The organism is Neobacillus kokaensis, from assembly GCF_014656545.1.
Lineage (GTDB): Bacteria > Bacillota > Bacilli > Bacillales > Cytobacillaceae > Neobacillus > Neobacillus kokaensis.
Genome location: NZ_BNDS01000011.1, coordinates 161,553 through 184,188, shown reverse-complemented (window position 1 = coordinate 184,188; position 22,636 = coordinate 161,553). Strand labels below are relative to the sequence as shown.

The following is a 22,636-nucleotide window of genomic DNA, read 5'->3' as shown; positions in this document are numbered from 1 at the left end:
TAGGACGCTGCCGGGCTGTTTAATAATTTTTATTTAAGCTAAATACCTTTTATATTTTTAAAATATTGCGAATGTGGCCGAATTGGCAGACGCGCCAGAGTTAGGATCTGGTGCCTTAATGCTCGGGGTTCGAGTCCCTTCATCTCCACTAAATACAATTTAAAATGCGGAAGTAGTTCAGTGGTAGAACACCACCTTGCCAAGGTGGGGGTCGCGGGTTCGAATCCCGTCTTCCGCTCTCTTGATACATAATTATGGCGGTGTAGCTCAGCTGGCTAGAGCGTACGGTTCATACCCGTAAGGTCGGGGGTTCGATCCCCTCCGCCGCTACCAANNGTTCGAATCCCTCTTCCTCCGTTCTATAATCATATTTGGAGGGGTAGCGAAGTGGCTAAACGCGGCGGACTGTAAATCCGCTCCCTCAGGGTTCGGCGGTTCGAATCCGTCCCCCTCCACCATTAAAGGGGCATAGTTTAAAGGTAGAACTAAGGTCTCCAAAACCTTCAGTGTGGGTTCGATTCCTACTGCCCCTGTAATCTTAAACGTCTTTCTATTTAATTAGGAAGACGTTTTTTTATTTGAATCTATTATGTTTTTTATGTATAAAATGATGTATACCTTTTATTAATCAGCAAAGGGAGGATTGGTATGATTTATATAAAAGAAATTTACCAACTGCATCCCAATAAAGTTAAAGAATTTAATCATTTCTTCCAAGGATATGTCTTTCCAGTGTACATTAAAAATGGTGCTAAGTTAATTGGCTCTTGGGTAACTGAAGTGAATGATGAAATTATTTCGATTTGGGAATATCCCAGCTATGAAGAATATTTAAAGATTGACGAGCGAATTAAAAAGGATGAAATGCATCAATCATTAGAAAAACAATTACAAAAATCGGACTCATTATTCTTAGATTGTCATAAAACATTCTTAACATCAACTGGTTCCTATACCCCACCTAAACAGACAGTCACTGTCAGTGGATATATTTTAAATGAAAAAAAGGAAACATTGTTAGTTAGAACAAATTGGAGATCAGATACATGGGAACTTCCTGGCGGCGGAGTAGATGAAGGAGAAACACTTGACCAGGCATTAATTCGAGAGATTCATGAAGAAACAGGAATAATGGTGAATTTATTCGGTGTTTCTGGTGTTTATTCAAATGGAAATACAATTTCTATTGTTTTTTTAGGGAAGGCGATAGGAGGTCAACCTAAAACATCCGAAGAAACTAAAGATGTTTCTTTTGTTAAAATTGATTCCACTAATGTGCTTAATTATATTAAAAGAGGAAAATTTATTCCAAGAGTGATAGATGCAATGCAAGGATATTGCGTGCCATATGAAGCATTTAAGGTACGTCCCTACCAGCTAATAAAAAGACTTACAGGGAATATGGAAGAAATTTAATATTTGACTCTTATTGGCGAGCTTATAGTAAGCTCGTGTTTTTTTATTTTATAAGTAAATCCAAGGTATTGGGAAAAGATAATGAAAACAGTAAGGGGGAAGAAAGTTGCCAGAGCTTCCGGAAATGGAAAATTATAAAATTCTGCTCAATCAAAAAATCGCTGGTGAAATAATTACTGATATCTTAATAAACAGAGATAAATCCATCAATATCAACGCAGAATTGTTTAAGAAAACAGTAAAACATCAAAAGGTAGTAAATGTTAATCGGAGGGGAAAGCATTTGCTTTTTCAACTGCAAAATGGTCAAACCCTATTATTGCATTTAATGCTGGGCGGCTGGATGTTTTTTGGGAAGGAAGCTGACAAGCCCAAGCGAACCATACAGGTTCGGTTATCCTTCGGTGATTACCATCTTTATTTTATCGGTTTACGCCTCGGCTATCTCCATTTGTATTCTTTAAAAGAAGCTGAACAGAAGCTTGAACATTTAGGTCCAGAGCCGTTAGCTCCCGAATTCACACAGCAGCAATTTTTGCAAAGGATCTCTTCTAAACATGGTCGCTTAAAGACAACGTTGCTGGACCAGGAGTTTATTGCTGGCATAGGGAATTGCTACTCAGCCGAAATATGTTTTCATGCCGGATTAAAACCCACGAATGACATCGATGATATTGACGAAACGAAAAGAATCGAGATTTACACATCGATGAAAACCATTTTGCAAGAAGCCGGTAATCATGGCGGCTATTTAGAAAATCCATTTTTTAAAGGTGATACCTTAACAGGAAGTTTCTCTGCATTATGTCAGGTTTATAATCGAGAAGGGGAAGAATGCAAAAGATGCGGTGCCACGATTATAATGGAAACAATTTCTTCTCGTAACACCTATTATTGTCCAAATTGTCAAAAGTAATCTCGTCAACCTTTATATGGCGGGATTTTTTTATGTAAAAAATATTTACTTCCTTTGTCAAAATTTTTGTTTCCGAATACGCTTAAATGTAATATACTATATACAAATAAGTATAGCACATTTATAATTAAGTTATATAATATAACACATTTATTGAACTATAGGGGGTGGTAATAATTAAACTTACGAAGCGACAGGACGAAATCCTAGAAATTGTTAAACAAAAGGGACCTATTACAGGAAAAGAAATTGCCGAAATGCTTTCTGTTTCAAGAGCTGCCTTGAGACCAGACCTAGCGATTTTAACGATGTCTGGTAATTTAGATGCAAGACCTCGAGTCGGATATTTTTTTAATGAAAAATATTCCGTAAAACAGCAGGCAGAAAAATATATTCATCAAAAAGTGGCAGATTTCAAGGCACACCCGATTGTCGTTGAAAAATCAACATCTGTATATGATGCAATTGTTCAGTTGTTTTTAGAAGATGTAGGAACGCTTTATGCCTTAGACTCGGATGGTCTTTTAGCCGGGGTAGTTTCACGTAAGGATCTGTTAAGGGCAGCAATCGGTAACAGAAATCTTCAAGAATTACCTGTAAGTGTCATAATGACTCGAATGCCGAATATTATCACCATTTATCCTGAAGAAACTTTGTTTGAAGCTGCGAAAAAAATGATAAATTATCACGTTGACTCCCTTCCAGTCGTAAAGGAAGTGGACAAACATAATCATACATATTTACTAGTTGGACGGATTACAAAAACAACCATTACTCGAGCTTATTTAGAAATCATGGAAGAAAAATCAGATTAAGGGGAGCTGCTGCCATTTTGAAACAGAAACAAGTTGTCTATGTCATATCAGACTCGGTCGGCGAAACGGCTGAGCTGGTTGTAAAAGCTGTGGCAACGCAGTTTAACGGCGGACACGTGGAGATTCGCCGCAATTCATATGTAGATGACATTGAGGATATAGAAGATGTTATCTTGCTAGCCAAAAAGGGAAATTCACTGATTGCCTACACGATTGTTATTCCAGCCTTAAAGGAGTATTTGGACCAAAGGGCGGCTGAAGAAGATCTTGTCGCAGTGGATTTGCTTAGTCCATTAATGAATGCTTTTTCTGCCAAGTTTAATCAGGAACCGCATCATCAGCCAGGGTTAATGAGGAAATTAGACGAAGAATATTTTCGGAAAATTGAGGCAATTGAATTTGCGGTTAAATATGATGATGGCCGCGATCCAAGGGGAATTTTAAAAGCAGATATTGTGTTAATCGGGGTATCGAGGACATCGAAAACGCCGCTGTCGATGTATTTGGCGCATAAGCGGTTTAAGGTTGCCAATGTCCCGCTTGTTCCTGAAGTACCGCCGCCAGATGAATTATTTCAAATACCAAGGAAAAATTGCATTGGCTTAATCATTTCACCAGATAAATTAAATGAGATTCGCAAAGAACGTCTGAAAGCATTAGGCCTAGGCTCGCAGGCAAACTATGCAAGCTTTCAGCGAATTCTCGATGAACTGGATTATGCTGAAAAAATTATGAAACGGGTCGGCTGCCCAATCATTAATGTCTCTAATAAAGCAGTAGAAGAAACAGCCGGTTTAATTTTAGATGTGTTGAAAAAAGAGAGGAGCTTATAACTATGGAGAAATTTGTATATTTGTTTCATGAAGGAAACGGCAATATGCGGGAATTGCTCGGCGGAAAAGGTGCAAATCTAGCAGAAATGACAAAAATCGGTCTGCCTGTTCCTTTTGGTTTTACGATAACAACACAAGCTTGCAATGCCTACTATGAATCTAGTAAATCCATCCCTACATTAGTAGAAAAACAGACCTTAGATGCCCTTGCTGCTTTAGAAGAAAAAATGGGGAAAAAATTAGGGGATCCGCAAAATCCGCTTCTTGTTTCTGTACGTTCAGGCTCTGTTTTTTCAATGCCTGGTATGATGGATACAATTTTAAATCTTGGAATGAATGATGAAACCGTTGTCGGCATGGCCAAATTGACAAATAATCCCCGATTTGCGTATGATTCCTACCGTCGTTTCATTCAAATGTTTAGTAATGTAGTTCTTGAAATCGATACGTTTTTCTTTGAACAATTATTAGAGGAAACACGTGAACAAAAAGGATATACTAATGACCCTGAAATGACAGCTGAAGATTGGCAAGAAGTTATTATTGGTTACAAAGGAATTGTGAAGAAGCATACAAGAAAAGAGTTCCCGCAGGATCCAAAGGAACAGCTTTTTCTAGCGATTAATGCCGTGTTTAATTCTTGGAATAATCAGAGAGCTATTGTTTATCGCCGCTTGAATAAAATTCCTGATCATTTAGGTACAGCGGTGAATGTTCAAAGTATGGTATTTGGAAATATGGGAGATGATTCAGGCACAGGCGTAGCTTTTACAAGAAATCCATCAACTGGAGAACCACTCCTATATGGGGAATACTTAATTAACGCCCAAGGAGAAGACGTAGTTGCTGGAATCCGTACACCACAGCCAATTGCTACCTTGAAAGAAGAAATGCCTGGGGTTTTCCAGCAATTTGCTGATACTTGCCACCGTCTTGAGCAGCATTACAAAGAAATGCAGGATATTGAATTCACCGTTGAACGCGGCAAGTTATTTATTCTCCAGACACGTAATGGCAAACGTACCGCTCAAGCAGCTATTCGCATTGCTGTAGACATGGAAAAAGAGGGAATCATTGATAGAAAGACAGCACTGCTCCGTGTCGATCCTGATCAATTAAATCAACTGCTGCACCGCAGAATTGATGATTCAGCAGAGAAAATGATTTTAGCGAAAGGCTTGCCGGCATCACCTGGTGCTGCCACTGGACAGGTAGTTTTCGATGCCGATGAGGCTGAGCAATTAGGCAACGAAGGTAAAAAAGTTATTCTTGTATCACCAGAAACCACACCTGATGATATTCATGGGATGGTTGCGTCCCAGGCGATTCTAACAAGCCGAGGCGGTATGACCAGCCATGCTGCAGTTGTTGCACGCGGAATGGGGAAAGCTTGTATATGTGGTTGTGAGGCATTAAAAATTGATATGAAGGGCAAACAATTTACGGTTGGTGAAACGGTCATTCGCCACGGCGATATCATTACTGTAGATGGTTCTACCGGTGAGATCATGCTTGGGGAGATCCCAATGATTGACCCTGAGCTATCTGAAGAATTCCAGCAATTACTTGCTTGGGCTGACGAAGAACGTAAAATTGGTGTCCGTGCAAATGCCGACAATCCTGAGGATGCGAAAAAATCATTTGAATTTGGTGCCGGTGGAATCGGTTTATGCCGGACTGAGCATATGTTTATGGACTTAAAACGGATTCCGATTGTACAAAAAATGATTTTAGCAGAAAATTATGGCGAAAGAATGGAAGCATTAGAGCAGCTGCTGCCAATGCAGCAAGAAGACTTTGAAGGAATCTTTGAGGCGATGCAGGGATTCCCTGTAACAATCCGCTTACTTGACCCACCGTTACATGAATTTTTACCAAACAAGGAAGAATTGCTAATCGAAGTAACAAAGCTGCAAATTTTAGACCCGCAATCACAGGAATTGAAACAAAAGGAACAATTATTGAAAAAGGTTCGTCAATTGGATGAATTTAACCCTATGCTTGGTCATCGTGGCTGCCGCTTAGGTATGATTTATCCGGAAATATATGATATGCAGGCAAAAGCGATTTTCTATGCTGCAGCTACATTAGCAGAAAAAGGCATGTCCGTACAGCCTGAAATCATGATTCCGCTTGTTGGCCATGTCAATGAGTTAAAACAGATGCGCCAGCTGGTTGTAGCAGCCGCCCTTAAGGTACAGGAAGAAACAGGTAAGAACTTTGATTATACCATCGGTACGATGATAGAGATTCCGCGCGCCGCATTAACGGCGGATCAAATTGCCGAAGAAGCCGATTTCTTCTCATTTGGAACGAATGACTTAACACAAACGACATTCGGATATAGCCGTGATGACGCAGAAGGAAAATTCCTGCAGGCCTATATTGAAAATAAAGTACTGCCGGAAAATCCATTTGCAGTCCTTGACCAAGATGGCGTCGGAAAATTAGTAGAGACTGGTGTGAAACTTGGGCGTGCGACCAAACCTTCATTAAAGACAGGGATATGCGGTGAGCACGGTGGTGAAAAGAGCTCGATAGACTTTTGCTACAGAACTGGCTTAGATTATGTCAGCTGTTCACCATACCGTGTACCTCTCGCGCGGCTTGCTGCAGCACAGGCAACGATTCGTCATGAAGCGAAGAGAGAAGAAGTGGTTACAACAGCATAAATGATAAAGGGGATGGCAATGCCGTCCTCTTTTTTTATCATGGGATTAGTACAGTACATTTGAGCGAATACTATTTTTAAAAAAAGGGGGCAGTAAAAATGGGAGCCATTGAACGCAGCGGCTATCGGTTTGTGCCAGAATATAGTGTGATTCAGCAAAATGGAGCAATCCATGTATATAATGATAAGGAAGAATTTATTGAGGAAATTAAGTTCCAGTTCTCCGGGAAATTTCCTGATTTGAACAAAATTGAAGCGTTGGTCGAGCAATATTGTGAGTGCCATAATTTATAGTCGGAACGTTCGTTCTGAATTAGAAATAATGATATAATAAATATGCAATAGAGAGGAGGGGGTATAATGAGCAAACTCATCACGATTTACCCTCAAGCAATCGAACATACAAAATTAAAAGTGTATCAGGATATTGACTATTATTTGGAGACAAAGGCTGTACTGCCTTCATTTGCGCAATATATTAGCGAACGCAGCCATTACATTGAACAAATTTGGGTCAATGTTTGGCTGAACAAATCGACGAATGATGTACCAAAAATAGAAAAGAAGCAATTTTTAAGTGAAAAAGGATATGAGGTGCAAGGTGTCGACCGTAAGCTGATTAATAAGTTGTTTCGTGATGAAATGCGGGAATATCAGCCGTTTAATACACTTAACTGGGTATTGGAAAATTTCGAGGGGCAGGACGAAGAATGGGCCAATCGTTATGAACAAGCAAAACAAAACTACATAAAAAGGCAGCAAGAAAAGCGGTTGGAGGAAACTAAGCTTCATCTTGAAAAAGAAATTGATAAAGCAGCAAATATCATGATTGAGGAGAATTATCAACTTCTTTATTTATATGTCCGCCATTTTGTGGCGAAACAATTAGCAGCCGATTTTAAAAACAATGTCAAATTTAAATCTGTAGATACCTTTGCACTTGAAGAAAAGTTAGAAGAGGAAGGTGCGTTTAATCCTGTATCCTTTACAACAGTTGCTGCTTTTTTTGACGAACTGACCGGAGATATTCAAAAGACACTGGGCTGGGGCCGGAGTTATTTTGAATATGAAACGTACTTTTATGTGTATGAGGGGTTAATTTCGGATTATTTATCAGAATTAATTCCACAGAAAGTGTTTGAAGAGCTTCCAATCAATTTTAGAAATAAGTTTTTCGATACGTTCCATGAGCAGCTGTCGGTTTCTTTTGTAAAGGGCAGCATTGATGATTTACTGTATGATATTGTAGGAATCTTTCTTGAAGATATTCAGGAGGAATATGTTTCTGATCTACTTCGACTTGCGGAAATACCGTTTGATGTGACAATTCATCAAGAGATGTTAGATAGAAACCTTGAAGAGCGTGAAAGGCGACATGCAGAGGAACAAGCGGAACTGCAGCGCAAAAGAGAAGAAGAAGAGCGCATGATGCAGGATATCTTTGGTGAGGAATACGACCCTTCCTCCAAACGTAATGTCCGTTATGTTCTTCATATTGGCGAAACAAATACCGGAAAAACGCATCACGCCTTGGAAAGAATGAAACAAGCGGAAAGCGGATTGTATTTAGCGCCGTTAAGACTGTTAGCCCTTGAAGTGCATGATAAATTAAATGCAGAGGGAACTCCTTGTTCATTAAAGACGGGTGAAGAGGAAAAAATCGTTCCTAACGCTAAACATATCTCCTGCACAGTGGAAATGTTCCATGAAAAAGAATATTATCATGTTGTTGTGATTGATGAAGCACAGATGATAACAGATAAAGACCGTGGATTTTCCTGGTATAAGGCGATAACGAAAGCCAATGCTGAAGAAGTTCATATCATCGGGAGCCGTAATTCTAAGGAAATGCTGCTTGAGCTTTTAGGTAATGCAGAGATTGACATCAATGAGTACACACGTGATACACCACTTGAGGTGGAGCCTAAGAAATTTGATATTAAACATGTTAAAAAGGGCGATGCCTTAATTTGTTTTTCAAGACGGCGTGTTCTTGAAATGGCTTCAAGGCTGCAAAATGACGGCCATTCAGCCAGTATGATATATGGCAGCATGCCGCCTGAAACGCGCAAAAAGCAAATCGAACTGTTTAACAAAGGAAAGACAAAAGTGATTGTGGCAACGGATGCAATCGGAATGGGATTAAATTTGCCAATCCGCCGTATTGTCTTTTTAGAAAATGAAAAATTCGATGGTACTAGAAGAAGGCTGTTAACTTCTCAGGAAGTGAAGCAAATTGCTGGCCGTGCCGGCCGCAAAGGCATCTATGACGTCGGTAAAGTTGCTTTTACCAATGATGTAAAAAAAATGCGGAGCCTGCTTATGCAGGAAGACAGGCCAGTTCAAACGTTTGCCATCGCTCCAACGAATTCAGTGTTTGAACGATTCCAGCGCTATCATCATGACCTAGGAACCTTCTTTGAATTATGGGAGAAATTTAAAAGTCCTAAAGGAACAAAGAAAGCTTCACTAACAGAGGAACGTTCACTCTATCAAAGAATCGCCGGAACAGAAATTGAAGCTAGGCTGCCATTGATGGATTTATACGGCTTTTTACATCTGCCTTTTTCCAAAAACGAAGGAGTCCTAACACGGCAATGGGAAGAGACAATGTACGCGATTATTCATCATGAAGAACTCCCGGAGCCTCCTGTCAAAGAAGACAGTTTAGAGGAATTAGAGCTAAGCTATAAAGCAGTTGGACTTCACTTATTATTCTTATATAGGTTAGAAGAGCGGACAGAAGCGATTTATTGGGAGCGTCTGCGTGAAGGAATCAGTGATAAAGTCCAAGAACGGCTAAAAACGGATATTAAAAAGTTTGTGAAAAAGTGTAAAAACTGTGGTAAAAAACTCCCGTGGGACCACCCGTTTCCTACCTGTGATGCCTGCTATCGGACTAGGTTTAAAAAATATTGGAATGAAGATGAATAGGAGTCTTAAAGGGACCTGAGTTACAGGTCCTTTTTTAGGTTATTGGACCTAGTGCAATGAGTTATATAAGTTAATTAGACTATATTACGGATTCCGAAATAGATTAAAAAAGTAGGCATTTTGATTCTTTTTGAGAGAATACTATTCTGATAAATTTGAATTATAAAATAAAGAGGGGTGTTATGATGTTAAAGGTTCTTTCAAAATCCGCATTTGCTCTAGCATTAGCGGGAAGCGTAGTTTTTACAGGAGGCCAGTATGACGGCGCAAAAACAAAGGCAGCATCGGTAACAAAATCATCTGAATTAAGCTTGGCCCATTATGTAAGCGCTTCACCGGAGTTGAGCGATAAGGCTAAAGAGTTAGGGAAGGACTTATCAAAGAAAGATCCGGCAGAAAAAGCAGCGGTACAGCTGGGAACAAAATTTCAGCAGGCTGGCAATAACCATGTAAAATATCAAAGCGCTGTTGGTGATGTCCCAGTACTTGTTATCTTGGCAAAGTTTAAAGAAGGGGATGAGCCGCTTGGCGATTATCCGGGACAAGTACCGCCAAAATTAATAGAAGATTTAATCTTTGGCGACCACTATAATCCCTATGAATTAGACGAGTTCAAACAATATGCAGAATATAAAGGCGAAAAAGCACCAACAGACAGCACCATGCAAAATATTTATAAAGAATCGAGCTATGGAAAAGTAAAATTAGTCAGGAAAGAAAACACTGACTTAGTGTGGGTGGAACTGCCAAAAGGGGCTTCCTATTATTTGAATCAGAAAGTAAATGGGAATGAGAATGGCGATGCTAAAATTGGTGAATTGGTAACGGATCTATTTAAAGCTGCTGATAGTATAGTAGATTATTCAAAATATGCTGTTAAAGGACAAGTTCCAAACGTGTTTATCGTTCACGAAGGGACAGGTGCAGAATTTAGCGGAGACCCGGCCCAAATCTGGTCTCATAAGTGGAACGCCTTAAGTGCGCTATACTATGGAAAGTATTATGAAACTGGTAAGCCTGCAGCAGATTTGAATCAGGATGGTGTGGAGACAGATGAAGAATGGAACACTTGGTATGCCGAGTTTATTAAAGACCATACACTTGATGGTGTTCTCGTGAATAATTACAATGTTCAGCCGGAAATCGGAGGAAATGTAGCTGGTTACAATCAAGCGACCGGCGGATATGACGAGGCATCAAAAACGGGTCCATTCCCTGGACAAGCAGGCGTGTTTGCCCACGAATTCGGCCATGCACTTGGGCTGCCGGACTTCTATGATACAGTATATAGCTCCGAGGGAACAGGAAACTATTCGATGATGTCAGGCGGTTCATGGATGAGATATCCAAATGCTGCAGCCTATTCTGGTAACTCACCGACCCATTTTGATCCATATTCAAAAATCTTCCTCGGCTGGGCACAACCAAGAGTCGTTAAGCCTGAGGATGGGATTCAAACGATTACATTGCCGCCGGTGAATGCAGCGACTTCTAATAATGCAATTGTTAAAATGGAAGTGCCTGGGTCAAATGGAACTGAGTATTTCTTATTCGAAAATGTCCAGCAAAAAGGCTTTAACAAAGGCTTAATCCGACAAGGTAGCGAGGCCCATGGATTAGTTGCATGGCATGTCGATGAAAATGTACTATCACTCTATCAAACTGCCGGTTTCCGCCCAAATAACGTTGAAAACTGGATGAACAAACGATTCCAATATAACCAGACGCAAACAGCCAGCAACGGTACGGTTGTGACACATTACGGCTTATCTGTACTTCAGGCTGATGGAAAGTATGATCTTGAAAAGAACGTCAACCGCGGTGATGCCGGCGATTTCTTTAAAACTGGCAGCCAAATTACGCCGGTATCCGGAAACGTCCACTCAGGTTCCTATTATTTCTGGAAAGGCTTCAGCAGTGTACCGGCTGATTCGGGAATCCATGTAACGGATGTAAAGGAAAATTCAGACGGATCCATTACTGCGAAATTCTTCTATAATTTTAATGAATCACAAAAATAGCAAAAAACCCTGGGTTCGCTTCGGTGAATGCAGGGTTTTTTCATTTTCAGTACCAAAAAATTGTTAGCAAACCGAGGGCCAAGAAGTTTTTTTGTATAACAGAGGAAATGATTTATGAGAAGTCGTTGCCCAGTTCTTCATAACTGTTTAAGTATATTAAAGCTTTTTCCCCATAAGATGGTATAAAGGAGAGTGATAGGATGGCAGTTCATGTTGTGAGTGCTGGTGACACCTTATGGAAGATTTCCGCGACGTATGGTGTTTCAATTCAGACCATTATAGAAGTAAATGGGTTAACAGCTGCAGGTGCCCTTGTACCCGGGCTTGCACTATATATTCCAGATAACATGCTGCCACACCGCACTCATAAAATAAAAGCAGGTGATGTGATATGGAAATTGGCCCAGGAGTTTCAGATTGCTCCTTCAACAATTATCCAAGCCAATCCAGGCATTAAACCATCCCGGCTTTCGATAGGGCAGATTATTACAATTCCAACACCATTAAAATTAGCCATCCAAACGTTAGGTTTTATGATGCCCTCGACAGTCAGTGCAAATATTGCTACACTCAATTATCTTGGAAATCAACTGACATACTTAGCTGCTGTCGCCTATTCACTAACAGAGCAGGGCTGGGCATATAATCTTGTGGATGACAGTGCAATTGTCACTAGAAGCAGGCAATTAAATATTACGCCATTATTAGTCGTACAAAATATTACGTATGAAGGTTTTAGTGCAGAGCTTGTGGGCAGAGTGCTAGAAAATCCAACATTTCGTAAAAATTTAACTTCTAGTCTTGTTAATTTAGCGAGACAGCGAAGATTCGGCGGCGTAAGTGTAGATTTCGAATTTATCCCGCCGGCCAGACGTCATGATTTTATATTATTTTTAACAGAATTAAAAACGGCATTGGGAAACCTAATACTTCATGTGAACCTTCCCGCAAAAACACAGGATCTTCCAACCAATCGGATTATCGGTGCTTACGACTATGCGGCGATTGCAAAAATAGCTGACATTGTTGCAGTCATGACGATGGATTATGGGTACGCCGGAGGTCCGCCTGACCCGGTATCACCGATAAATTGGATGGAAAAGGTCATTCAATACTCAATTACCCAAATTCCTCATGCTAAAATGCAAATTGCCTTTCCGCTATATGGGCATGATAAAGTAGTTCCGTCTAACAAAACGATTGTACTGCCGGTTCTTCATGCTCAAAACCAGGCTATTTCTAAATGGGTGTCAATCCAATTTGATAACACCTCTAAAGCACCGTGGTATCGCTACTGGCTGGGAGGTGCAGAGCATACTGTTTGGTTTGAGGATATTCGAAGTTATATAGAAATGTATAAACTAGTCGATCTTTATCAACTAGCTGGAACCACCTATTGGGAACTAAGTTATCCAGCACCGCAAAATTGGGCATACTTAAGAAAGAATATATCTGTTAAGAAGCAATAGAGCCGCTTCGCTGTATAATGCGGAGCTGTTTTTATTTGGAAAGGGAGTTGGTTAACGAGTGTTTAAAAGGAGTAAATATTTCACGATAGTAATATTCATCATGCTGACTTCTATCGTGCCTTACACAAGTTCCCCCTTTGCAGAAGCTAAAGAAAGCGCGGGGGGTTGGACGCAGCAGCTGGATTATCTATTAAAGAATCAAGCGGAGCTACAAGGGGCGCTTGCCGGAATTAGTGTCCGGAATGCGGCGGACGGAAAATTACTTTATGAGCATCAGGGAGATATTCGTTTAAGACCCGCTTCAAATATGAAGCTTTTAACCGCGGCAGCTGCACTTAAAGTATTGGGGGAAGATTACACGTTTCCTACTGAACTGTATTCGGATGGTCCGGTGAAAAAGAAAGCACTAGCTGGCAATCTCTATTTGAAGGGGAAAGGCGACCCAACTTTACTGAAAGCTGACTTTGTTAAAATAGCATTGTCACTAAAAGAGCGAGGAATTAACAAAATCAAAGGGAACATAATTGGTGATGATTCTTGGTATGATGCTGTTCGCTATTCAGTAGATCTTCCATGGAGTGATGAGACCACATACTATGGGGCGCAGATTTCCGCTTTGACGGCTTCGCCAAACTCGGATTTTGACGCTGGAACTGTAAAGCTTGAGGTTAAGCCGGTGGACCGAAAAGGGGACCGGCCTAAGGTAGAGATAACCCCTGATACTGGCTATCTTGCTGTAATAAATCACGCTGTCACAGTTGATAAAGATGGAAAAAAGAAAATCACAGTGGAACGAGAACACGGCAAGAATACTATTGTGATAAAAGGAACCATACCAATTACAACAAAAAGCGTAACCGAATGGGCTGCTGTCTGGAATCCAACTCGTTATGCATTAACTCTTTTTAAAGAGGCTCTAGAAGATCAGGGGATCAAAGTTGAAGGGAAGATGAAGACCGGTTTGGTGCCTGACACCGCAACATTGATACATATTCACCGCTCCATGCCGTTATCTGAGCTGGTAGTTCCATTTATGAAATTAAGTAATAATACGCATGCTGAAATACTTACAAAGGAAATGGGAAAAGTAGTTGAAGGGGAGGGCTCATGGAAAACGGGTTTAACTGTACTAAAATCAGAGCTCTCTAAACTTGGAGTAAATCCTAATACAATGGTTTTGCGGGACGGGTCAGGAATCTCACATGTTACCAGCATCCAAGCGAACCAAATTTCACAGCTGCTATATGCAGTGCAGAAAGAAAAATGGTTTCCTGTTTACTTGAATTCGCTGCCAATTTCAGGGAAACCGAAAAAAATGACAGGCGGGTCGCTAAGATATCGCATGAAAACACAAGGTCTTCAGGGAAAGGTCCTGGCAAAAACGGGAACTCTTTCAACGGTGAGTTCACTATCGGGATATGTAGATACCAAAAGTGGACAAAGATTGATTTTTTCCATTATATTAAATAATTTGCTGGATGAAGAGAAGGGAAAGAAAGTAGAAGATCAGATGGTCTCCATCATCGCCAATCAATAGCGGAACAATAAGTTTTCATTTTCCTCTCAAAAAAATGGTTATATAATAAATATAAAACGCCGGCAGGAGAGGAAAATGAAAACAGTTAAAAATCAAGGCCAGCTGCTTTCGGAACGATTTGAAGTAGCGTACAATCAGGTACATGATTCGCTTAGGAATATAGTAAAAATTAATGATGATAGATTCGTAGTATTAGTAAAGGTCGGTGCGAAAAAATATCAGGTAATCGAAACCTTTAAGAAGGATCTTGAACAGTATGCAAGACTGCGAAATGCGATTGTCCATGAAAAAATGGAGGTCGGTTTTTATATCGCTGAGCCGAATGCAAAGGTCGTCAATCATATTGAAAAAATTGCTGGTATATTAAGCCGGCCAAACTATGCGCTGACAATTGCATCAAAAAAAGTTGTTTTCTTTGATGATCACGATAAGATTTTGAAGGTAACGGAAGCAATTAAAGAACACGGTTATTCTAAATTTCCTATTTACAAGAACAAAAAATGTATCGGTTTGTTAACATCCAGCTCGATTGTAAAGTGGATGTCGCAAAATATGGAAAATGGTTTGGTGAATTTAGCTGATATTCGTGTTTCCGATATCATGAAGTTTGAAAAAGATCATCCGATCGATTTTGTTTCTAAGGAAAGTAATATTTTTGAAGTAGAAAATATCTTCGAGAAATTTCATAGCAAAAAGCGGAAACTAGAATGTGTGATTATAACTGAAAATGGCAGTCCTGAGGAAAAGCCATTAGGGGTCGTGACACCTTGGGATTTAATTGAAATAGATTATACAATAGAATAGAAGGAAATGATTGGTTTTCCTCCTTGCATAGAACAAGATATTTTTATACAATAATAATATATTGTTTTTAAAAATTTTATTTATCAGCGGCAGAGTAACTTCTGCCGCTTTCTTAGAAGTTTTATAGTCTGAAAATTTAAAAGGTTGCAAAAAGGAGAAGAGGCATATGGTTACGTCAGAGCTGCTAACGGGGCTAAGCTCTATCATTCTAGAGGAACAGATACAAGGCGGCAGTCACAGCAGTCCTTTGTTGGGAAACAATGGCCGTATTACAGTTTTTCCTAAAACGGAACAGGAAATTGCGGACATCCTTCAATATGCCAATGAAAAGGCAATGAAAATAAACATAATAGCGGGCGGGACGAAGAGAGGCTTTGGCGGTATCGAAGAATCTGCCGATATCCTGCTGTCACTGGAACAATACAAAGGAGTAGTAGAGCATTCACCAGGTGATATGATTGTAACGGTTAAGTCCGGCACTACATATCAAGAGCTACAAGATTTTTTAGCAGAACATAAACAAAAAGTTCCACTTGATCCGGCTTTACCTAAGGAGGCCACGATTGGCGGCGTTATCGCTGCTAATGATTTCGGGCCCAAACGGCTCGGTTATGGTTCTGCCCGCGATATGGTGATTGGGCTTAGAATGGTTTATCCGGACGGCACCATCATCCGCTCTGGCGGCAAGACGGTGAAGAATGTTGCCGGATATGATATGAATAAATTATTTATCGGCTCAATGGGGACACTTGGAGTCATCTCAGAAATTACCATCAAACTACGTCCTCTACAACAATATGAAAGTTTAATTCTATTATCCTTCCCAGATGGAAACCTCGAAGATATTCACACATTTACCATCAGCTTATTAGATTCAGTTATGGAACCAGTAGCACTTGAATTATTAAATCCACCATTGGCAGAAATAGTAACAGGACATCGGGCTTTTACATTGGCGATCAGCTTTGAGGATGTCGAAAGCTCTGTACGTTATCAAGTCGATTATGTGAAGCAACACAAACCCTCTGATGCCTCTATTTCAATTTTAGAACAAAATGATGCACGGAGTTTTTGGGATAACTTAGCAGCGGTTTCACCTAATGGACAGCAAACGGTCTCCGAACAGACAACAAAAGCTGCTTTAAAAGTCGGTGTAAAAAATTTAGATGTAGTATCGGTAATCAAAGAAAGCCAGCTACTTCAAGATTCCCATCATCTAAAAGCGGAAGCACATGGAGGGCTTGGTACGGGCTTATGTAAAGTTTATTTGACAGGAACAAAAGATGATGTCGTTTCAGCCATTACTTCTTTACGGTCGTTTGCAGAGCACCTGGGTGGATATGCAGTTGCAACTCATCTGCCATTGGCACTTCGCCAGCAAATCAAAGTATGGGGTGAAAAACCGAGTCACTTTTTCTTATTAGACGGTATTAAAGCGAAAGTCGATTCAAAAAGAATCCTAAATAACGGACGTTTTGTGGGGGGGATTTAACGATGAGCATACCGAATATCGAACAGAAACCTGCCTGCACGACAGGAAGCTTAGGCAATTATTTATGGAGCGACCCGCCGAAGGAAAATAAATGGGCGGATTGTGTACATTGTGGTTTATGCTTGGAAGCCTGTCCCACATACGAACAATTAGGACAGGAGCAGCATTCACCGCGCGGCCGCGTCCATTTGATCAAATCGGTTGCGGAAGGAAAGTTGTTCGTAAATGAAGCATTTGCTGACCCGGTATTTCAATGCCTTGACTGCCGCGCCTGCACAACTGCGTGCCCAGCCAGTGTTGATGTAGGCGGCTTAATTGAAGAAGCACGAGGGCAAGTAAGACAGGCAATGCCGTTGACTGGCTGGAAATCAATGACGAGCAAATTTTTCCTTGAGACCTTATTTCCACACCCTGAACGGCTCCATGCTGCAGGAAGTTTACTGAAATTTTATCAAAAGAGCGGACTGCAGAAATTAGTGCGAAAAACCGGTCTAATTAATATCATGCCAGATCATTTGGTGGAAATGGAATCAATTATGCCTGAGGTGAAGACACCTGTAAGGAAAAAATATAAAAATGAAAAAGTGATCAAGGCTAAGGGTGAAACTAAGCGGGAAGTGGCGATGTTGTCGGGATGCATTATGGATGTCATGTTTAGTGATATCAATGAGTCTACCATTAATGTGTTAACCCGTAATGGAAATGACGTGGTGATTCCGAAAAATCAAACCTGCTGCGGTGCCCTGCATGTACACGCGGGTGACCGAGAGATGGGGCGGAAGCTGGCGAAGCAAAATATTGAAGCGTTTAAGGATGCTGAAAAGGTCATTGTCAATGCGGCAGGATGCGGCTGTATGCTGAAGGAATACTCGGAATTATTCCATGATGAACCGGAGTGGCAGGAAAAAGCAAAGGAATTCTCAGCAAAGGTCGAGGATATTTCAAAGTTTCTCTATGATATAGGCTACGAAACGCCTAAAGCTGAATTAAATAAGCGGATCACATATCATGACGCCTGTCATCTTGCCCATGGTCAGGGAATCCGCGAAGAACCGCGTGACCTTCTGCTCCATATTCCAGGTGTAGAAATGGTTCATATGCCGAATGCGGACCGCTGCTGCGGCAGTGCCGGGATTTATAACCTGACAAATCCGGAAATGGCTGGTGCTGTGCTGGAGAGTAAGATGGCCAATGTCCCAGATGATGTTGAAATGATCTCAATGGGTAACCCTGGCTGTATGCTGCAGATGGCGGTGGGTGTACAAAAGCACGGCAGGAATCAGAAAATTGTTCATACGGTACAATTGTTAGACTGGGCATATCAAAGAGAAGACGAATTAGGGGGCGGTGAGTGATGGTGAGAAATAAAGTCAAGACGAATGATATTCATATAATCAACCTCGCCAAACTCGTCTCAAGCCCTAATGCTATTCTTTATAAGGAAGAAGATTTGCTCGCCTATGACTGTGATGGTTTTACAATTGAACGGCATCTGCCAAGGGCAGTTGTTTTTCCAAAGAATACTGAGGAAGTTTCTCAGATTGTAAAATATTGTGCAGAGAACAATCTGCCGTTTCTAGCCCGCGGTGCAGGAACAGGGCTAAGCGGCGGAGCCATCCCACTAAATAATGAAGTAATTATTAGTCTGGTTCGTATGAAACGGCTCCTCGAAGTAGATTTAGAGAATCGGCGCGCGGTTGTGGAGCCTGGCTTTGTTAATTTAAAACTGACAAACTCGATTTCAGATAAAGGGTATTATTATGCTCCTGATCCGTCGAGCCAATATGCCTGTACGATTGGAGGGAATGTAGCTGAAAATGCCGGCGGTGCTCACTGTCTAAAATACGGGGTAACGACCAATCACATTTTAGGACTTGAGGTTGTCCTCCCAAATGGGGAGATCATTGAAATTGGCAATGGCGGCATTCCCGATTCTCCAGGCTATGATTTGCTTGGACTTTTAACCGGTTCGGAAGGCACGCTTGGGATTGTTACGAAAATAACAGTAAGGATTTTAAAAAATCCGGAAGCAAAGCAAACGGTGCTGGCTTATTTTGATAACATTGAAGATGGAAGCCAGGCGGTATCTGATATTATTTCAAGCGGCATTGTTCCTGCGGCGCTAGAGATGATGGATAAAACTGCGATTGAAGGTGTCGAAGCAGCCGCTTTCCCCGTCGGCCATCCAAAAGACATTGAAGCAGTATTGTTAATCGAGGTTGATGGCATTGCAGCCGGGATTGAAGGTCAAATTGAGATGATTTTGGACGTTTGCCGAAAGTGGAACGTCCGTGAAGTAAAGGCTGCCCGTGATGAAGCGGAAAGAGGACGATGGTGGGCGAATCGGAAAACTGGTTTTGGTGCAATGGGGGCCATATCTCCGGATTATTTAGTGCAGGATGGTGTGATTCCAAGGAGCAGGCTGCCTGAAGTGCTGGCGAAAATTAACCATATTAGTAAGGAGAGCGGGTTAAGGATCGCGAATATCTTTCACGCCGGTGATGGAAATCTACATCCTCTTGTTCTGTTTGATTCACGAATCCCAGGTGAAACCGAGAAGGCCATTGAGGCTGGAAGCGCGTGCTTAAAGGTTTGTGCGGATGTTGGCGGGTCGATTACTGGTGAACATGGGGTGGGAATCGAGAAGAAAGAGGAAATGCGCTTTGTGTTTAATGATGAGGAAATCATAGCGCAAACCAATATCCGCGATGTCTTTAATCCCGATCACTTGTTGAATGCAGGCAAGCTATTTCCAACCCCTGGCCGCTGTGCCGAGGTGAAACGGGAATTATCTTCTAAAAATTAAAATCATTCCACTGGCAAAGGCCAGTGGGATTTTTTTCTGATAGTTGTCTTTTAAAGACAATCAGCCAATGGTAATCCATCCCAACTTAAAAACTCCATGAAAAAACAGCGGAGGAAAGAAACCCCGCTGCCAATTATCTTCTGCGCCATTTATATACCCACATATTGCTGTCTTTCCAACAGCTCTTCGTTTGATGTCTGCCACGAGCTGTATTTCGCCATTCAGTACAACATAAATCCATCTGACGAGAAGTTCTTTTCCGAGAAGTTTTTTTCCGGGAAGTATGTCTGCTTGAAGTTCTAGGATGGGAAGTTTGCCGTGGACGGCTAGAAGTCCGTTTCCGCGTTGTTCTTCGGTTTCGGTTCGGATCCATGAACATGAAATCACCAAACCCGCCCATTCTTACCTCTTCTGCAGCCGATTGAATTTCTTCCGGGGAAAACTCTTTTTCTTCGTCCATTTTTTGCACCTCCATTTAAATTTGAAAAGGGAGTACGAAAAAGTGCCAAATTGCCTGACTGGAAAAACTCACTCTTCTTGTATCACTGTACGTATGTAAGCCGCTATTTGTATGGGCTGGAAGCCTATAAAAAGAAAAATTGCTGAAAAATCGTGACCGCTGCATTTTTCCAACATACGAATAAAAAGAGGGAGGGAGGAAAATGGACGAGACGGCCAATTTACCGCTATATAAACTGTTCATCAAACCAATCGATTTAAAGGAATTAAAGCGAAATATTTGGATTGATGAACCGCTTCCGGCCCAGTTAAGGATCGATGGGAAACGGCTCGAGATTGATGTAGCCTTCCGCGGCTCCCATATCCGTGACTTTCCGAAAAAGTCCTATCAGGTAACATTTTATAAACCGAAAAAATTTATGGGCTCACGACAGATTCATCTGAACGCTGAGTATAAGGACCCCTCTTTAATTCGAAATAAACTATCGTTTGATTTTTTTTCTGAAATTGGTGTGTTGGCGCCGCAGTCACGGCATGTATTCTTAACCATTAACGGGAAGGATGAAGGGGTTTATTTAGAAATTGAATCGGTTGATGAGAACTTTATCAGAAGAAGAGACCTTCCAGCTGGCAGTATTTTTTATGCGGTGGATGGGGATGCGAATTTTTCGCTGATGAGTGATTTGGAAAAAGAAACAAAGAAATCATTGAAGGCAGGCTATGAAACAAAATGGAAGGATTCGCAGTTAGCTGAGTTTCAATTACAGGAATTGATTTATAAAATCAATACCATTTCTCCGCTGGAGTTTGAAAGGGAAATTCCGAAGTATGTGAACGTTCAACAATATCTTCGCTGGGTAGCGGGAATTATTTTCACTTCAAATTATGACGGCTTTGTCCATAACTACGCCCTTTACCGAAATGGCGAATCAGGCTTGTTTGAGGTAGTCCCATGGGACTATGATGCGACATGGGGCCGGGATGTGAATGGAAAAATAATGGAGGCAGATTATGTTCCGATAACGGGGTTTAATACCTTGACAGCACGCTTGCTGGATGTTAACGAGTTTCGCAGACAATACCGCATGATGCTGCAGGAAATCATGAGTGATCAATTTACTCATGATTATATGATGCCAAGGGTAGAAAAACTGCTGGATTTGATACGCCCATTTCTGTCTGATGATCCTTATAAAAGGGATCACATAGATCTATTTGAAGGAGAACCGAAAGTGATCTCCGATTACATTGAAGAAAGAAGAAATTACTTGTTTAGCAAATTGCATAAGTTGGAATAGGGATAATTATGAGTGGAGTTTTCTTTGGACAATAGCCAGGAAAGTCTAACACATAGTCTTTAATAAGGCTTCTTGAGGACAAAACTAGTCTTGCAAACTTTTAAATTGTCTTTAATAAGCCTTCTTAAGGACAAAATTAGTCTCATGGGATCTTTAAACTGTCTTAAATTAGGATTCTTGATGACAAACTTACAGTAAAATCTCCTAAACTGTCTTTAATAATAGTAGGATTTATTCCATAATTAATCGAATTGTTATTTATAGCCAATCTATCAGGAGATGAGAATCTTATGAATATTTTTTTCGAACTACATAAAGACATTCCACGAGAAGGACCAGGAGACAATGAATCTACGAGGAAAGCCTATCAGATGATAGAAAAATTTGTCGATAAACCTTCTATATTAGATATCGGCTGTGGTCCAGGCATGCAAACTCTCGTACTTGCAGCAATAACAGATGGCACGATTGTAGCTACAGACATCACCGAAGGATTTCTAGAAGTTTTTATAAAAGAAAGTGGAAGATAATAAATTAACAGCTATAGTAAAAGTTGAAAAGGCAGATATGAAGGCACTTCCGTATGCAGAGGGACAATTTGATGTGGTTTGGTCAGAAGGTGCAATTTATATCATAGGCTTTGAAAACGGCTTAAAAGAATGGCGAAAGTTTCTTAAAGAAAAAGGTATTTTAGTAGTTACCGAGCTTACATGGATAAAAGAAAATCCGCCGCAAGAACCGCTGGACTTTTGGAATAATGCTTATCCCGAAGCCGATACAATTGAGGGGAATATTCGAAAAGCTGAAGAACACGGCTATAAAGTCATAGACACCTTTGTCCTGCCAGAATCCGGCTGGTGGCAGGATTACTATATTCCATTAGAGAATAGAATCCATATTTTACAAGAAAAATATCAACACGTTCAAGAAGCTTTAAACCAGTTAGCCGAAGCGCAAATGGAAATTGATTTATATAGAAACTACTCCGAGTATTATGGATATGTTTTCTATTTACTGCAGAAGAAGTCTTAAATGGAAGATATATATGTATCAAGATGGAAATTTAATAAAACGGCCTACTGCAAATCCAATATAAAAATATAAATGATACATAGTGGGGAAATGTCGCCTTGAATTATTTTTCAGGCGCCTTTTTGTTGTACTA

18 protein-coding genes and 5 tRNA genes are annotated in these 22,636 nt (G+C 40.7%); 22 read left to right on the top strand and 1 reads right to left on the bottom strand.

Annotation, left to right across the window (positions count from 1 at the left end; all coding sequences use genetic code 11):
* Positions 1-71 precede the first annotated feature (71 nt).
* From IE222_RS14510 to IE222_RS14420, 19 genes are all read left to right on the top strand, one after another.
* Positions 72-148 (top strand) — tRNA-Leu (locus IE222_RS14510).
* Between the two features lie 18 nt (positions 149-166).
* Positions 167-238 (top strand) — tRNA-Gly (locus tag IE222_RS14505).
* Between the two features lie 18 nt (positions 239-256).
* Positions 257-333: transfer RNA gene (locus IE222_RS14500), tRNA-Met, on the top strand.
* Positions 334-373: 40 nt separating this feature from the next.
* A tRNA-Tyr gene (locus IE222_RS14495) sits at positions 374-458 on the top strand.
* A 4-nt stretch (positions 459-462) separates the two neighbouring features.
* Positions 463-533, top strand: a tRNA-Trp gene (locus tag IE222_RS14490).
* A 115-nt stretch (positions 534-648) separates the two neighbouring features.
* Positions 649-1,416 (top strand): NUDIX domain-containing protein, encoded by a 768-nt coding sequence (locus tag IE222_RS14485; RefSeq protein ID WP_191273988.1) that lies wholly within the window; start codon positions 649-651, stop codon positions 1,414-1,416.
* Positions 1,417-1,522: 106 nt separating this feature from the next.
* Positions 1,523-2,332, top strand: a complete 810-nt coding sequence (locus IE222_RS14480; RefSeq protein ID WP_191273987.1) for an Fpg/Nei family DNA glycosylase — start codon at positions 1,523-1,525, stop codon at positions 2,330-2,332.
* 173 nt (positions 2,333-2,505) lie between these two features.
* A complete protein-coding gene (ccpN, locus tag IE222_RS14475; protein ID WP_370465052.1) occupies positions 2,506-3,147 on the top strand; it encodes a transcriptional regulator CcpN in 642 nt (213 codons plus the stop codon).
* A gap of 17 nt (positions 3,148-3,164) precedes the next feature.
* Positions 3,165-3,980: a pyruvate, water dikinase regulatory protein gene (locus tag IE222_RS14470; RefSeq protein WP_191273985.1), complete on the top strand. Its 816-nt coding sequence runs from the start codon at positions 3,165-3,167 to the stop codon at positions 3,978-3,980.
* Positions 3,981-3,982: 2 nt separating this feature from the next.
* Positions 3,983-6,652 carry a pyruvate, phosphate dikinase gene (gene ppdK / locus IE222_RS14465; protein WP_191273984.1) on the top strand — a complete coding sequence of 890 codons (2,670 nt, stop codon included), beginning with the start codon at positions 3,983-3,985 and terminating at the stop codon, positions 6,650-6,652.
* A 98-nt stretch (positions 6,653-6,750) separates the two neighbouring features.
* A complete protein-coding gene (locus IE222_RS14460; protein ID WP_191273983.1) occupies positions 6,751-6,945 on the top strand; it encodes a YbxH family protein in 195 nt (64 codons plus the stop codon).
* A 66-nt stretch (positions 6,946-7,011) separates the two neighbouring features.
* Entirely contained in the window at positions 7,012-9,585 is a 2,574-nt protein-coding gene (locus IE222_RS14455) for a DEAD/DEAH box helicase (RefSeq protein WP_191273982.1), read from the top strand.
* Positions 9,586-9,767: 182 nt separating this feature from the next.
* Entirely contained in the window at positions 9,768-11,606 is a 1,839-nt protein-coding gene (locus IE222_RS14450; RefSeq protein ID WP_223282711.1) for a M6 family metalloprotease domain-containing protein, read from the top strand.
* A 200-nt stretch (positions 11,607-11,806) separates the two neighbouring features.
* Positions 11,807-13,075, top strand: a complete 1,269-nt coding sequence (locus IE222_RS14445; RefSeq protein ID WP_191273980.1) for a LysM peptidoglycan-binding domain-containing protein — start codon at positions 11,807-11,809, stop codon at positions 13,073-13,075.
* A gap of 100 nt (positions 13,076-13,175) precedes the next feature.
* Entirely contained in the window at positions 13,176-14,612 is a 1,437-nt protein-coding gene (dacB, locus tag IE222_RS14440; protein WP_191274005.1) for a D-alanyl-D-alanine carboxypeptidase/D-alanyl-D-alanine endopeptidase, read from the top strand.
* A gap of 75 nt (positions 14,613-14,687) precedes the next feature.
* Positions 14,688-15,416, top strand: a complete 729-nt coding sequence (locus IE222_RS14435; RefSeq protein WP_191273979.1) for a CBS domain-containing protein — start codon at positions 14,688-14,690, stop codon at positions 15,414-15,416.
* Between the two features lie 166 nt (positions 15,417-15,582).
* Positions 15,583-16,908 carry an FAD-binding oxidoreductase gene (locus IE222_RS14430; protein ID WP_191273977.1) on the top strand — a complete coding sequence of 442 codons (1,326 nt, stop codon included), beginning with the start codon at positions 15,583-15,585 and terminating at the stop codon, positions 16,906-16,908.
* A gap of 2 nt (positions 16,909-16,910) precedes the next feature.
* Positions 16,911-18,263: a (Fe-S)-binding protein gene (locus IE222_RS14425; protein ID WP_191273976.1), complete on the top strand. Its 1,353-nt coding sequence runs from the start codon at positions 16,911-16,913 to the stop codon at positions 18,261-18,263.
* Positions 18,263-19,714, top strand: coding sequence for an FAD-linked oxidase C-terminal domain-containing protein (locus tag IE222_RS14420; RefSeq protein WP_191273974.1), 1,452 nt, complete (start codon positions 18,263-18,265; stop codon positions 19,712-19,714). The genes IE222_RS14425 and IE222_RS14420 overlap by 1 nt, the downstream gene beginning before the upstream one ends.
* Positions 19,715-19,847: 133 nt before the next feature.
* Here IE222_RS14420 and IE222_RS14415 read toward each other — a convergent pair whose 3' ends face one another.
* The gene (locus IE222_RS14415) at positions 19,848-20,174 is read right to left on the bottom strand and encodes a CotG/ExsB N-terminal domain-containing protein (RefSeq protein WP_191273972.1); all 327 of its coding nucleotides are present in this window, start codon (positions 20,172-20,174) and stop codon (positions 19,848-19,850) included.
* A 202-nt stretch (positions 20,175-20,376) separates the two neighbouring features.
* On the opposite strand from IE222_RS14415, the gene IE222_RS14410 reads away from it, so the two are divergent.
* From IE222_RS14410 to IE222_RS14405, 3 genes are all read left to right on the top strand, one after another.
* On the top strand, positions 20,377-21,471 hold the full coding sequence (locus IE222_RS14410) for a CotH kinase family protein (protein ID WP_191273970.1): 1,095 nt from the start codon (positions 20,377-20,379) through the stop codon (positions 21,469-21,471).
* A 290-nt stretch (positions 21,472-21,761) separates the two neighbouring features.
* Entirely contained in the window at positions 21,762-22,001 is a 240-nt protein-coding gene (locus IE222_RS26395) for a class I SAM-dependent methyltransferase (RefSeq protein WP_223282709.1), read from the top strand.
* Positions 21,991-22,503, top strand: coding sequence for a methyltransferase domain-containing protein (locus IE222_RS14405; protein ID WP_223282708.1), 513 nt, complete (start codon positions 21,991-21,993; stop codon positions 22,501-22,503). Before IE222_RS26395 ends, IE222_RS14405 begins: the two co-directional genes overlap by 11 nt.
* Positions 22,504-22,636: the final 133 nt, after the last annotated feature.

Excerpts from the sequence above, each read along its gene's own strand:
- IE222_RS14420 (WP_191273974.1), top strand. The coding sequence starts at position 18,263 with ATGGTGAGAAATAAAGTCAAGACGAATGATATTCATATAATCAACCTC.
- ppdK (WP_191273984.1), top strand. The coding sequence starts at position 3,983 with ATGGAGAAATTTGTATATTTGTTTCATGAAGGAAACGGCAATATGCGG.
- IE222_RS14485 (WP_191273988.1), top strand. The coding sequence starts at position 649 with ATGATTTATATAAAAGAAATTTACCAACTGCATCCCAATAAAGTTAAA.
- IE222_RS14425 (WP_191273976.1), top strand. The coding sequence starts at position 16,911 with ATGAGCATACCGAATATCGAACAGAAACCTGCCTGCACGACAGGAAGC.
- dacB (WP_191274005.1), top strand. The coding sequence starts at position 13,176 with ATGCTGACTTCTATCGTGCCTTACACAAGTTCCCCCTTTGCAGAAGCT.
- IE222_RS14435 (WP_191273979.1), top strand. The coding sequence starts at position 14,688 with ATGAAAACAGTTAAAAATCAAGGCCAGCTGCTTTCGGAACGATTTGAA.
- IE222_RS14430 (WP_191273977.1), top strand. The coding sequence starts at position 15,583 with ATGGTTACGTCAGAGCTGCTAACGGGGCTAAGCTCTATCATTCTAGAG.
- IE222_RS14455 (WP_191273982.1), top strand. The coding sequence starts at position 7,012 with ATGAGCAAACTCATCACGATTTACCCTCAAGCAATCGAACATACAAAA.
- IE222_RS14450 (WP_223282711.1), top strand. The coding sequence starts at position 9,768 with ATGATGTTAAAGGTTCTTTCAAAATCCGCATTTGCTCTAGCATTAGCG.
- IE222_RS14410 (WP_191273970.1), top strand. The coding sequence starts at position 20,377 with ATGGACGAGACGGCCAATTTACCGCTATATAAACTGTTCATCAAACCA.
- IE222_RS14460 (WP_191273983.1), top strand. The coding sequence starts at position 6,751 with ATGGGAGCCATTGAACGCAGCGGCTATCGGTTTGTGCCAGAATATAGT.
- IE222_RS26395 (WP_223282709.1), top strand. The coding sequence starts at position 21,762 with ATGAATATTTTTTTCGAACTACATAAAGACATTCCACGAGAAGGACCA.
- IE222_RS14445 (WP_191273980.1), top strand. The coding sequence starts at position 11,807 with ATGGCAGTTCATGTTGTGAGTGCTGGTGACACCTTATGGAAGATTTCC.
- IE222_RS14415 (WP_191273972.1), bottom strand. The coding sequence starts at position 20,174 with ATGGACGAAGAAAAAGAGTTTTCCCCGGAAGAAATTCAATCGGCTGCA.